The organism is Pyruvatibacter sp. (genome assembly GCF_040219635.1).
Classification (GTDB): Bacteria; Pseudomonadota; Alphaproteobacteria; order CGMCC-115125; family CGMCC-115125; genus Pyruvatibacter.
In genome coordinates, this window is the sequence record NZ_JAVJSC010000003.1 from 269958 (window position 1) to 282742 (window position 12785).

Annotated in this window: 13 protein-coding genes; 7 read left to right on the forward strand and 6 right to left on the reverse strand. The window is 58.9% G+C overall.

Features of this window, described 5'->3' with window-relative positions:
* Nucleotides 1-1452 carry a PQQ-dependent sugar dehydrogenase gene (locus RIB87_RS04700; protein ID WP_350144023.1) on the reverse strand — a complete coding sequence of 484 codons (1452 nt, stop codon included), beginning with the start codon at nt 1450-1452 and terminating at the stop codon, nt 1-3.
* 237 nt (nt 1453-1689) lie between these two features.
* Here RIB87_RS04700 and RIB87_RS04705 point away from each other — a divergent pair, with 237 nt between their 5' ends.
* On the forward strand, nt 1690-2118 hold the full coding sequence (locus RIB87_RS04705) for a hypothetical protein (RefSeq protein ID WP_350144025.1): 429 nt from the start codon (nt 1690-1692) through the stop codon (nt 2116-2118).
* On the opposite strand, the gene RIB87_RS04710 is transcribed toward RIB87_RS04705, so the two are convergent.
* Together RIB87_RS04710 and RIB87_RS04715 are read right to left on the reverse strand one after the other, a co-directional pair.
* Nucleotides 2115-2924, reverse strand: coding sequence for an acyl-CoA thioesterase (locus tag RIB87_RS04710; RefSeq protein WP_350144027.1), 810 nt, complete (start codon nt 2922-2924; stop codon nt 2115-2117). The genes RIB87_RS04705 and RIB87_RS04710 overlap by 4 nt on opposite strands.
* Nucleotides 2925-3044: 120 nt before the next feature.
* On the reverse strand, nt 3045-4148 hold the full coding sequence (locus RIB87_RS04715) for a DUF2855 family protein (protein ID WP_350144029.1): 1104 nt from the start codon (nt 4146-4148) through the stop codon (nt 3045-3047).
* Between the two features lie 138 nt (nt 4149-4286).
* On the opposite strand from RIB87_RS04715, the gene RIB87_RS04720 reads away from it, so the two are divergent.
* Together RIB87_RS04720 and RIB87_RS04725 are read left to right on the forward strand one after the other, a co-directional pair.
* Nucleotides 4287-5225, forward strand: coding sequence for a radical SAM protein (locus tag RIB87_RS04720; protein WP_350144031.1), 939 nt, complete (start codon nt 4287-4289; stop codon nt 5223-5225).
* A gap of 91 nt (nt 5226-5316) precedes the next feature.
* Complete coding sequence (locus tag RIB87_RS04725) at nt 5317-5877, forward strand: D-glycero-alpha-D-manno-heptose-1,7-bisphosphate 7-phosphatase (RefSeq protein ID WP_350144033.1); 561 nt, start codon at nt 5317-5319, stop codon at nt 5875-5877.
* An 11-nt stretch (nt 5878-5888) separates the two neighbouring features.
* Here the strand turns inward: RIB87_RS04725 and RIB87_RS04730 are convergent, their stop codons facing one another.
* Nucleotides 5889-7604, reverse strand: coding sequence for an N-acyl-D-amino-acid deacylase family protein (locus tag RIB87_RS04730; RefSeq protein ID WP_350144035.1), 1716 nt, complete (start codon nt 7602-7604; stop codon nt 5889-5891).
* Nucleotides 7605-7667: 63 nt separating this feature from the next.
* Nucleotides 7668-8858, reverse strand: coding sequence for an acyl-CoA dehydrogenase family protein (locus RIB87_RS04735; protein WP_350144038.1), 1191 nt, complete (start codon nt 8856-8858; stop codon nt 7668-7670).
* 77 nt (nt 8859-8935) lie between these two features.
* Here RIB87_RS04735 and RIB87_RS04740 point away from each other — a divergent pair, with 77 nt between their 5' ends.
* The gene (locus tag RIB87_RS04740; protein ID WP_350144040.1) at nt 8936-9958 is read left to right on the forward strand and encodes an NADP-dependent oxidoreductase; all 1023 of its coding nucleotides are present in this window, start codon (nt 8936-8938) and stop codon (nt 9956-9958) included.
* Nucleotides 9948-10580 (forward strand): NUDIX hydrolase, encoded by a 633-nt coding sequence (locus tag RIB87_RS04745; RefSeq protein ID WP_350144042.1) that lies wholly within the window; start codon nt 9948-9950, stop codon nt 10578-10580. Before RIB87_RS04740 ends, RIB87_RS04745 begins: the two co-directional genes overlap by 11 nt.
* Nucleotides 10581-10588: 8 nt before the next feature.
* Here the strand turns inward: RIB87_RS04745 and RIB87_RS04750 are convergent, their stop codons facing one another.
* Nucleotides 10589-10924: a hypothetical protein gene (locus tag RIB87_RS04750; RefSeq protein ID WP_350144044.1), complete on the reverse strand. Its 336-nt coding sequence runs from the start codon at nt 10922-10924 to the stop codon at nt 10589-10591.
* 155 nt (nt 10925-11079) lie between these two features.
* Between RIB87_RS04750 and RIB87_RS04755 the strand changes: the two genes are divergently transcribed.
* Nucleotides 11080-11715 carry a glutathione S-transferase family protein gene (locus RIB87_RS04755; RefSeq protein ID WP_350144046.1) on the forward strand — a complete coding sequence of 212 codons (636 nt, stop codon included), beginning with the start codon at nt 11080-11082 and terminating at the stop codon, nt 11713-11715.
* Between the two features lie 23 nt (nt 11716-11738).
* Nucleotides 11739-12767 (forward strand): glutathione S-transferase N-terminal domain-containing protein, encoded by a 1029-nt coding sequence (locus tag RIB87_RS04760; protein WP_350144048.1) that lies wholly within the window; start codon nt 11739-11741, stop codon nt 12765-12767.
* Nucleotides 12768-12785 lie beyond the last annotated feature (18 nt).

The following is a 12785-nucleotide window of genomic DNA, read 5'->3' on the forward strand; positions in this document are numbered from 1 at the left end:
CTATTGCGCAGCGGGCGCAGTATCCTCAGGAGCGGCCTCCGCAGGTGCAACCGCTTCCCTGACAGCGTCAGCACCCTCTTTAACTGCCTTTGCGGTTGCTTCCACCGCCTGATTTACAGCGTTCGCCACATCATCCTTGTTGGCATCAATCACATCCTCAGCAGCTTTTGCAGCGGCGTGCGCACCGTCGTCAACCGCATTGATGACGGCCCGCGCGGCGTCGCCAACAGCAGACTGCGCGGCTTCCAGAGCCGCTGCCGTATCCGTTGGCATTCCACCTTTCGGCACCAGCCGAAGCACGCTGCCGCCTTCACCATCCGTCAGAATGAAAATGCTGCCGTCCGGTGCCATGCGCACGTCGCGCAGGCGTGCCGTCTCACCCTCTTCGGCACCCGGCACCACCACGCGAATGGCTTCTTCACCGGCAAGCTCTCCATCCTCAATGATCACGCGACGCAGGTTGCGATCCGCAAACGCAGCAACGTTGCCTGCGGCAAGCGCTGTGACCAGAAGATCACCCTCCCAGTCAGCAAATGCCTCACCAGAGACAACTGCCATTGCCGAGGGCGCAATGGAGGGTGTCCAGTATGTCAAAGGCTGCTTGGTGCCTTCATACTCCTTAAACGGCGACACATAGGCGCCTGTGTAATCCAACCCATAGGTCGCAAGCGGCCAGCCATAATTTGCGCCGGGCTCAATCACGTTGATTTCGTCACCACCCTGCGCACCATGCTCGTTGGAATAGATACGGCCCGTGCCCGCGTCATAGACAACAGCCTGAGCGTTGCGGTGGCCGTAGGAATAGATTTCGTCGCGCGCATCAGCATTACCCACAAACGGATTATCCGTCGGGACCGACCCATCGTCATTGAGACGAATGAGCGTGCCAAAATGATTGGTGTTGTTCTGCGCCTGCTCACGATAATCAAACCCGTCGCCGCTCGTGAGCATGAACGTACCATCCGGCAAAAACGCCATACGAGCACCATAGTGCACCAGCGTCTGACGGTAGGCATCCGCCTCGAAAATGACCTCGAAGCCTTCCAGCTCTGATCCGGTGAATGTGCCACGACCAACCACCAGCGTATTGCCCTGATCGCGCTTGGCTGAGTATGTCAGGTAAACCAGTTTGTTGGCGGCAAAGTCAGGATGAAGCACAACGTCTGACAAACCACCCTGCCCGCCAAACACAACCTCCGGCACACCCGCGATGGCCTCTTGAACCACACCTTCACCATCAATCAGCCGAAGTTGCCCGGTGAGCTCTGTCACCAGCATGTCGCCATCAGGCAGAAACGCAATTGACCACGGGTGATCCAGCCCCTGAACCACTGTCTCCACGGTAAACTGCCCTTCGGGTGCCGCCGTAACGTCGCGAGCCAGCGCGGGCATGGCAATCAGTCCCGCTGCCGCAATGCTGCCCGCCAAATAAATGCCCAATGCCTTACCCATATCCGCGTACCCCTGCACTTTTGCGCTGTTTCGTTGCAGCGCCTGAAAACTGTATCCGGCCAGAACCCGTTGGCGGCATGTGAGCGCAAAATCTGTCGTTACAGCACACCGGGCTGGTTCTCAACGCCATCTTAAGCGAATATAGGCCATAAACGCGACGCTTTAAGAGCGCAGCCCACAAACAGCGACCGGGCACGAAACAACACGACGCCAAGCGACTGGGAAGGACGAAACCTGATGAGAACCGTACTGGGATATTTGCTGGCCGTCATTGTGATGCTTGTTCTTGGCGCGGGTGCCCATGCCGTCTTCAATCAGGGCGACCTGGCAGCTTTGGGTGCCGAGTTCTCAATCGGCGAACGCCTGTCCTGGATCGCTCACGACATTGCAGGTATGGCACCCCTTTACGGTGCCATCATGGGCGGTGCGCTGCTCATCGGCTTTATTGTGGCCGGCATCGTCGCAGGCTTCATTACCCCCCTGCGCACAATCATCTACATGGTGGCGGGTGCCGTTGCTGTGGGCGTGGCGCTGACAGCGATGAGTCAGCTTTTCGAGATCACGCCCATCACCAGCACGCGGGATATCGATGGCATGATTGGCCAGCTTGTAGCCGGTGCGCTCGCCGGTCTCGCCTATGTGTCGGTTAAACGCTCAACCGCCTAGTCATGCACACGCACAATCATTGACTGGCTGGCCGTCGCCATCAGTTCACCATCCTGGCTGAACTGCAACATCCGCCCATGCGCAAACCCGCCATGGACGCCATGAATACGCGTGTCGCACAGAACCCAGTCTGTTGGCACCACATGCCGTATACGGATGGTATTGTCGAGGCTGTTGCCACCGGCGTTCTGGCCAAGGGCGTTTCCCACAGCTGATGGAATGAAGTCAGCAATAATCGCCAGCATGGCTGAATCAATCACCCGGCCATCGCGGGGCCGCGCCCACAAGAAAACCTCACCGTCATCGCTCATCACGCCGTCACGGCGGGCCTTGCCGTAGCGCCCCTTGGCCACACGCAATTCCATGTGGTCGTGCAGTTCCTCGTCGTCACGCTCCCAGCGTTCCATGGGAGGGCAGTCTTCAGGCAAAGGTACATCCGGCATGGTCGCCCACTGCGCTGAAATCTTGTCAGGGCGCTCACCCAAAGCAGCGCTCGCCGTGATAACTTCGGTATCACCCACATGTGCCTTGGTACGCGCCTGCGAATTGTATTTGCCCGCGACAGGCACCTGGACATCCACATCGACGATGGAACCCGGCCGCGCGAACGACAGGTATTGCGCCGCTGCCCAGATGACCCGCCGCCCGGTGGTGCCTTCCATCGCGCGGATGGAGGCCGCCAGCCCGACGCCCCCAAACATGAACATGTTGCCCGGCCGCCCGACGCACAGCCCCTGCGTGACTTCAAGTGTCCAGCGGTTTGGATTATGGGTGGCACGCAGATCAAAAAACGCAGAAGACGGCATCAGGCTCTCAACTCATGGAACAAGGTTTCGGCAAAATAACAGTGTGTGCGCGTACCTAAGTGCGCGCAGGCTTTCTGACAACTACCGCAAACGAATACCCGCCAACCATGTGGCGCGCACTTAGTTCCAAAGCGACAGAATGTGCGCCTTGTTCGGGGGCGTCTTGCCGCCAAGCACTTCGAGGTAAACGTCTTTCACCTTGTCAGCTCCCGACGAATGCACAACCTCGATCCATTTTTTTGTTTCAGGAATGAACCCCGCCCACGCCTTCGCAACGCGTTCCTGAAAGCCCGGTCCGCCCCATTCCTTCATGCGGCGCTCGATATGCGTCGGCGCAAAAAACAACTCGACCGACGGCCCCGGCAGATCATCCTGTCCGCCGCCCACACTGTCCCAGTGGGTTCCGCCAACAGCGGAAGACACTTTGAGATTGTCCTTGAAGTGTCTGTGGATCGCGGCCCGCACAGCGGAATTGCCCGCCATGTCCACAAAGCCTGCCGCTACAGACGCATCCATTTTTGAAATGTCGTCATACACCACCACGTCATCGTAGCATCCGGTGCCCTCGACAAACGCCTTGTTGGCGCCCGACGTAAGGCCAACAACACGCACAGACGATCCGCGATTGTTTTTCAGCAGATAAGCCAACCCAAGCGACGTCTTGGAGGAGGCACTGGACAAGATGATTGTCTTCGCTCCGAAAAACCCGTTCTCCGCCAGCCAGTCATCCAGAATAAAGCTGGTGGTGAACAGCGGACGGAACAGCATGATCTGGTCTTCGTCTTGTTTCGCATAGAGCGGATCAGAAGTGGTGGCCATGAACTGGCTATAGACAGGTGCAAGCTCACCGCGCACGCCGGACGCATCCATGAACCCGTGTTCGGATATTCTGGCGGCCTTCGCCACCCGGTGCGTGGACATGGGGAAATAGCCGTATACCCGCGTACCCACTGTCACCCCGTCCGCGTTAGACGCAATCACTTCACCAAACCCCCAGACGGGAATCCGCCCGAACTCAACACCATCACCCCGGTCGGAGAAAAAGTCCCAGTAGCGCATGGCATCACCAAACACAGCATAGGTGATATTGTTGGCCGTCAGCGAAAACCGCTCCACTTTCATCAATACCTCGCCCGCACCGATCTGCGGCAGGTCGTGGCTATTGGCGCGCGATGTTTCCAACGCGCTTTTCAGAACTTCAAAATCAACTGCCTGATCGACCATGACATCTTCCTCCCGAGTGCTTGATTTGCGCAGAGTGTGGCACGCTCCCATGTCTCAGTCACAGTGGTTTGAAGGCCATTTTCAGCATTTTTGATGGACCTCAACGGCATTCAACGCTTATGTGCGCCAATGAATGACATGAGCCCGCTCAAACCCGCCAAATTTACAGACCCGTACATAACTGCGGGCGGCGAGAAGCGCGCATGGGTTAAGCCGCACACGCTTGAAACCCTGTGGATCAACACCGGCTCCCTGTGCAATCTCGCCTGTGTAAACTGCTATATCGAATCCACCCCCACCAACGATGCGCTGAGCTATATTTCCGCCGCCGAAGTAGCAACATTGCTGGATGAGGCGCAGCAGGAGGATATGGGCCTGCGTGAAGTGGGCTTCACCGGTGGCGAGCCTTTCATGAACCCGGACTTCATCGCGATGCTGGGTGACGCGTTGTCGCGCGGCTTTGAGGTGCTGGTCCTCACCAACGCCATGCGCCCCATGCAGCGCCCCGGCCAGGCGGAAGCCCTGCTGGCCCTGCACGCACTTTACGGCCATCGCCTGACCCTGCGCGTTTCCGTTGATCATTATACCCAAGAGGTACACGAAACAGAACGCGGACCCCACTCATGGACGCCGATGATACAGGGCCTCACATGGCTTGCCCGCAACGGCTTTAACCTCTCTATCGCAGGGCGCATGTTGTCAGGTGAAACCGAGGCTGACGAACGCGCAGGCTACATGCGCCTGTTTGATGAACTGGGGCTTGAGCTTGATGCAGCCAATCCCGCGGACCTCGTGATCTTCCCTGAAATGGACGAGACCGCGGACGTGCCGGAGATCACCACCGCGTGCTGGAAAACTCTCAACAAGGCGCCGCGTGAGGTCATGTGCTCAAACGCCCGCATGGCTGTGAAGCGCAAGGGCGCGACAGCCCCGACAATCGTGGCATGTACCCTGATTGCTTACGACGAGCGCTTTGAACTGGGTGAAACTCTGACGCAGGCCATGCAGCCCGTATCGCTCAACCACGCCCATTGCGCACGGTTCTGCGTTCTGGGGGGTGCAAGCTGTTCCGGCTGATCCGGCACCATGACGCACGCCCTTTGCGAAAGGGCAATGCTTGGCGTTAGATAGGCAATCCCTGAACTTCAAAAGCAGGACGCAGTTCGCCGTGCCACAGCAGGCTCTCTTTCTGGACCGTGACGGCATTATCAATGTCGATAAGCACTATGTCAGCGACCCGACAGACTTTGAGTGGATGCCCGGCATCTTTGCGCTTGCCGCCGCTGCCCACGACCTTGGTGCGCTGCTGATCGTTGTCACCAATCAATCCGGCATTGCGCGCGGTCTGTACACGGAAGAAAAGTATCAGACCCTCACCGCATGGATGCGGGCCCGCTTTGAGCGCGAGGGCGTTCCACTCGCCCATGTCTATCATTGTCCTTATCTCAAGGGCGGTGATGGCGAGGATCACCCCTTGCGCAAACCAAACCCCGGCATGTTGCTGGCCGCCCAACAGGATTTTGATCTTGATATGTCGCGCTGTGCCATGCTGGGCGATAAATGGACGGACATGGATGCTGCGCGTGCAGCAGGTGTTGGTCATGCCGCAATTGTGGGGGATGCACGGTTGCAGGCGAACGAAGCAACGCTGCGCCCGGAGGTTGCGCTTCTGAATGATCTTTCAGCGGCAACCCGGTGGCTTGAGAAAACGCTGCGTACGGCACCCTAGCAGCCGAGGCATTACCCCCGCACCAGCCGCCCCGGCAAGGCTCCCGTCGGCGAGCCATTTTCATACACAAGCTCTCCGGACACCACCGTCGCCAAATAGCCGTCTGCCCGCTGCAGCAAGCGCCGCCCGCCACCGGGAAGGTCATGGGCAATCTCTGGCCCGTGCAACCGCAGGCCCGCATGGTCAATCACATTGATGTCCGCCTTCATGCCCGGCTTCAACACACCACGGTCAGTCAGGCCAACCGCCCGCGCCGTGTCAGCGGTCTGCGCCTTGATGGCCCAGGCCAGATCAAGCTTTGGACCGCGTGTGCGGTCCCGCGTCCAGTGTTGCAGCAGCGTGGTGGGAAACGATCCGTCGCATATCGTGCCCATATGCGCCCCACCATCTGACAGCCCGACAACCGCATTGGGGTGCTGCATCATGGCGTAGGACGGGTCCAGCGACCCTTGCGCATAGTTGAGGAACGGGAACAGCAACATGCCGGTGCCCGGTCCGCGCCCGCCATCTGACAGCATGTAGTCCAGCGCCACCTCTTCAACCGCAACACCACGCCGGGCTGCTTCTGCATCCAGCATCCGCTCCGGCAGCGGCTCATAATCGGGCACGTCTCCAAGCGGAAACATTTTACCGAATTGCCGCAACAGCGACTGCACGAACGGATGATCAGACGCCGGCGTGCCGCCAAACAACTCAGCGCGGAACGCAGGGTCAGAAAGTCGTGCCACTTTTTCTGCCAGCGGCTTGTCTGCTATCTGCGCAAACGCCGGATACGCCGTAAACGGATTAAGCGTCAGTTCAAGCCCCACCAGAATACCGACCGGACGTGGCGCGACCTGCGCACGCATTTCAAGCCCGCGCGCGTTGGCGCCTTCAATTTCAGACAACAGCCACTTCCATGCATCCGGCGCCAGATCGGTCTGGGCAACGGAAATCGACATCGGACGGCCCGACATTTCAACAATGCGCTGAAACATGTCCATTTCCGCGCGGCGTTTCTGAAAGTCAGACACCACCTGCAATACGCCCTTGCCGGACTTGCCGATTTCAATTGCGATGCCCATCAACTCATCTTCGGCAGCCGTCAGCGTCGGCGTGGGATCACCTTCAGACGTTTGATGGTTGAGTGTACGCGACGTGGTGAAGCCAAGCGCCCCCGCCTCAACGGCCTCCCGCGCGATCCGGGCCATGGCGGCAATGTCGTCCGCCGTTGCCATATCGCGATTGGCCCCACGCTCGCCCATTACATAAACGCGTACGGCGGCGTGTGGCACCTGAGCTGCAAAATCAATGTCAAACTGCTTGTTGCTCAGCGACGCAAGATATTCCGGGAACGTTTCCCAGTTCCACGGCAGGCCATCAGCCAAGACCGGAAACGGAATATCCTCAACACCTTCCATCAGGCGTATGAGCCGGTCGTGATCCTCAGCCCGGCACGGCGCAAAGCCGACACCGCAATTGCCCATCACAGCCGTGGTGACGCCGTGCCAGGATGACGGCGTCAACTGACTGTCCCACGTTACCTGGCCATCATAGTGGGTGTGAATGTCCACAAAGCCCGGCGTGACCAGCGCGCCATCGGCCTCAATCTCCCGCGCCGCCGTGCCCGACACAGCGCCGACCTGGGCTATGACGCCATCCTTTACGGCAACATCGCCACTGGTAATCTTGCCGCCAGTACCATCGGCGATGCGTCCACCACGCACCACGAGATCAAACGTGCTCATTTTCAGCGTTCCCTCAAAAATCTTGTTCGCTGCGAGCCTAGCAAAATCTGACCGCTACTGTCGCTACTCCGGCAAGCCCAGTCGGGCCGCAATGTTGTTGCGCTGCATGTTGGACGACCCGCCGACAATCGGCATCCCCAGAATATCACGCACATGCCGCTCCATGTCATAGGCGTCAGACAACGCGTAGGCCCCCATCACCCGCTGGCACAGCAACGCGATCTCCACCGCTGTATCACCCACAAACAGTTTCGCCATGCTGGTTTCAACAGAACATGGCCGATCTTCCTGCGCCAGCCAGACGGCATGATAGAGCATATGCCGACACGCCTGCAGCTTGGTGCGCGCGTCCACCAGCGCATGGCGCACCGACTGATGACCGCAGATGACGCGGCCAAACTGCTCACGCTCCTGAGCGTATTGCCAGGCTTCTTCAACCGCAGCACGTGCCAGCCCGTAGGCAACGGCCGTAATCTCGATTTTCTCAACGTCCAGTGTCTTGCCTGCAAGCTGTCCCCAGCCCTTGTTCCACTTGGACGGGCCGCCCAGCACAGCAGACCTGGGCACCCGCACGTCGTCAAAGTAAACGTCCGACGACAGCGTGTAGCGCAGGTTGGCGTGTTCTATCGGCTGCATCGTGACGCCCGGTGCATCCGTTGGCACCAGTACCACCGAAAGGTTTTTGTACTTGGGCGCGTCCGCATCGCTGTTGACCAGGCAGTAGATGACATCGGCAAAGTCGGCGCCCGTACACCAGCGCTTGGCGCCGTTGATGACAATCTCGTCGCCCTCAACCCGCGCTTTTGTGCTGACGCTGGGCAGATCGCCACCCACATCAGGCTCGGACAGGCCATAGGCAAAAAACATCTCGCCCGCCGCAAGTCGTGGCAGCATCGTGGCTTTTTGTTCGTCGGAGCCGTTTTCAACAATGTTGGCACCGCCATAAAACGCTGCATGAATAAACGGCCCGGCCAAAAAAGCGCCCGCCTGTGAAAGCTCATCAATGGCTGCAACGGCTGCCACCAGATCAACACCGGCACCGCCCAGCTCTTCGGGGATTGTCAGCCCGCAGATGCCAAGCTTTGCCAGGTCGCCAAACACATCGCGCGGAAACTCATGCGCCCTGTCCCATGCGCGGCGTTTATCGCGCGGCGCTTTTTCAGCCACGAACCGTTTCAGCGTATCGCGCAGCAACCCAATGTGCTCCGGCTCATCCGCAAAGGTTTGAAGGCCGGTGCTGGCAGCAGATGACATCTTGATCTTCCTTGCAGTCTGGAGGGGCGGTAGGCTGGGGCAACGCAATGAGAACAACAAAGCAGGGAGTGCCGCAAATGGGAAGCCTCACAACAACACGCAGATGGGTGCTCGCAAAGCGCCCAGCAGGCATTCCCGACGACACAACTTTTGCGCTGAAAGAACAGCCACTGCCAGCCCTCGAAGAGGGTCAGGTAAAAGTGCGCGTCACGCATTTTTCGCTCGACCCCGGGATGCGGCCCGCCCTGTCTCAGGACACCTATGTGGGAGCCACCCCCATCGGCTCACTCATTACCAGCGCGGGTCTTGGCGTTGTTGAAGAAAGCGCTGACGAAAAACTCAAGGTTGGCGACCTGGTCACCGGCGGCTTTGGCTGGCAGTCGGCACTGGTCGCCAAAAGCCGCCACTGCGTAAAGCAGAACCCGGCGTTGTTTCAAGGCAGAGTGACGCCCACCGCGGCCATCGGCATTCTGGGCATTCCCGGCATGACATCATGGTTCGGCCTCAAGAACATCGCCACCCTCAAGGAAGGCGAAACCGTGCTGATTTCGTCTGCCTCCGGCCCGGTCGGTGCCACCGCCGGACAACTGGCAAGACTGATGGGCGCAGGTCGCGTTGTCGGTATTGCAGGCTCCAAGTCCAAGTGCGACTGGCTGACCGGCGAGGCGGGGTTTGACGCTTGTATCAACTATCGAGAGACCGACAATCTGGCTGTGGCGATGCGCGATGCAACCGGCGGCGGCGCGGATATCTACTTCGACAATGTGGGCGGTGAGATGCTGGATGCCGCCATTACAGCGCTCAAGCCGGGTGGCCGCATTGCGGTGTCGGGCCAGCTTTCGGAGTACAATAACCCCGAACCACGCGGCATTCGCAACACCCTACCCTTTATCACCCAGCGCCTGACCATGCGCGGCTTTGTTGTGCTGGACTACGTGCGCGAGTTTGCCGAGGCCGGCACACAAATGGTGCAGTGGATCAATGATGGAAAACTGCTTTACCTCGAAGAAGTGATCGACGGCATTGAGAATGCGCCCACCGCATATGCCGGCCTGTTCACCGGCGAAAATTTTGGCAGGCGTCTGATCCATGTCGGCTGACGGAGCCATGCATCATCCCGTCCGCATACAGATGGAACAAAATCTGTCCCGGTTTGACCCGCACCTGATAGGTGACACCAAACTGAAGCGCGCAAGCGTGGCGGTGATTACCGGACTGGACAACACCAGACCGGCATTTGTGCTGACCCGGCGCGCAGCACGCCTGCGCGGCCATGCCGGCCAGTGGGCATTTCCCGGCGGGCGGCATGAACCCGGAGAAACCGCATTGCAGGCCGCCATCCGTGAAACCCACGAGGAATTAAATCTGCCGATCACATTCGCGCACTGTCTTGGCCGACTGGACGACTATGAAACGCGGTCCGGCTATACAATTTCAGTGTTCGTGTTCTGGGCGGATATTTCAAACGCCGAACCAAACGCGGATGAAGTCGCCTCGATACACCGTTTTGACCTGTCGCGGCTTGATCGCCCCGGATCACCGGAGCTGGTGCCAGGTCCTGACCCCGAACGGCCGATCATACGTATGCATGTCGGACCGCCGGGAACAGGCCTGGATATTCACGCGCCCACAGGTGCGATCCTGCATCAGTTTCACGAGGTGGCGGTCAATGGCCGCCACACACGTGTAGCCCACTTCGATCAACCGGACTGGGCAAAGTAACCGCGTGCTTAGTCGGTGAACTCCCATTCACCAAGGTCACACAGGTCTGCACCCATCTCGGTGTATTCAGACCCGTCATCCCACACAGCCCTGATGTCGTACTCACAGTTCGACTGACCATCGGTGATGAGAACATCCACCTCATAGCCTGCGGCCAGCACATAGCCGGAGGGCATCAGATTGTCAGACCAGTAGTCATCGCCCGGGTCAGACACATGAAACTCAACAATGTCGGCGCTCGACGCATTTATCAGCAGAAACTCAAGATCTTCGGCCTGCGCGGCGCCAACAAAACCAACCGCACAGATCGCAGCAATTGCCGCGGAACGAATAAAGCAAGTCATTGTAAAGTCCCCCTCATTGGGCGCACCCACACGCCTGATTAAAGACTAGAACACCTTTATATGGCCTCCGCAATTGCCACGGACGCTGCGGGAGTGGCCATCAAAGCCGGGTTCATTTATAAAACCCGATAAATTGACACTCAGGGAGCCAATACATGCCGATCACCTTCTACGACTACGCCCCCGCGCCAAGCCCGCGCCGCGCACGCATTCTGCTCGCAGAAAAAGGCATCGAGCCTGAAATCATCCAGATCGACATGGCCAAAGGCCAGCAACTTTCGGACGACTACAAGAAGATCAATCCGGGCTGCACCATTCCCGCGCTCCGGCTTGAGGACGGCACTGTGCTTACCGACAACGCAGGTATTGCCGCCTGGGCCGAAGCCTACAAGCCGGAACCGCCGCTGCTGGGCACAACGCCCACCGAAAAGGGCCTGGTGATGAGCTGGAATGCCCGGTGCGAGTTTGAAGGTCTGATGGCCATCGCCGAGATTTTGCGCAACACATCCGATGGTATGAAGGGCCGCGCCATGACGGGTCCCGTCAATTTCGAGCAGATCCCCGCGCTGGCCGAACGCGGGGCCGCACGTCTGCCGCTGTTCTTCGACGCATTGAATGCCCGCTTGGAAGGCCGCGAGTTCATCGCGATCGACAGCTACTCGCTGGCCGACATAACGGCTTTAGTGGTGATTGATTTTGCCCGCTGGGTAAAGTTCAAACCCGCTGAGACACACACCAATCTGCTGCGCTGGCACGCAGCCGCTTCGGCCCGCCCAAGCGCCAAGGCATAGCGGCTCCAAAGAGGTTCAAAAAAATGACAGAACAAGCACCCGTCACCCTTGCTGGCGCTCCCCCCTCGCCGTACACGCGCAAAATGCTCAGTGTACTGCGCTATCGTCGCATTCCCTATCGCGTACTGTGGAACAGTCCGCGCGAACTCACAGACATGCCGCAACCCAAAGTCAGCTTGTTGCCAACCTTCTATCTGCCCAACGCCGCTGGTGAGGTTGAGGCTGTTGTTGATTCAACACCGCTCATCACCCGCTTCGATGCGGAGATTGCGCCACGTCAGGCGCGCCCCAAAGACCCTTCCATCCGCCTGCTGGACGACCTGCTGGAGGATTATGGCGACGAATGGCTGACCAAGGCCATGTTCCACTACCGCTGGCATCACACAGCCGACATCAAGCAGGCAGGCGATGTGTTGCCCCGCGCGCGCATTCATTCACCGTCGGAAGACCAGGCGAATGAAATGGCAAAAATGTTCAGTGAACGGCAGATTTCACGTCTGTATGTCGTCGGCTCAAACGAAACCACCGCGCCCGTGATCGAAGAGAGCTACAGCCGCCTCATCAACGTATTGCGGGACCATCTGGTGGAACATCCATTCATCATGGGTGCCCGGCCCGGCGCGGCTGACTTTGCGTTCTTCGGTCAGCTTACCCAGCTTGCCCAGTTCGACCCGACCCCCACATCGCTCACCCTCAAAACCGCCCCGCGCGTGTATGCCTGGGTAATGCTGATGGAAGACCTGTCAGGCGAGGAGCCAGGCGACGACGGCTGGTTTACACCCGGGACCGTGCCCGCAACACTGAAAGCCGTATTGTCAGAGGTCGGCCGGGTCTATGTGCCTTTTCTGCTGGCCAACGCCAAAGCGCTGACAGACGGTGCCGAAGAAGTGACCACAACGATTGGCGGCGCACCATGGACACAAAAGCCGTTCCCCTATCAGGGAAAATGCCTGATGGTGCTGCGCGAAAGTTATGCAGCCCTTGATGCCAATGCCCGCACAACCTTCGACAGCCTCATCAAAGACACAGGCTGCGAAGCCTTATTCGCCTGATATTCCGTACAAAGACGT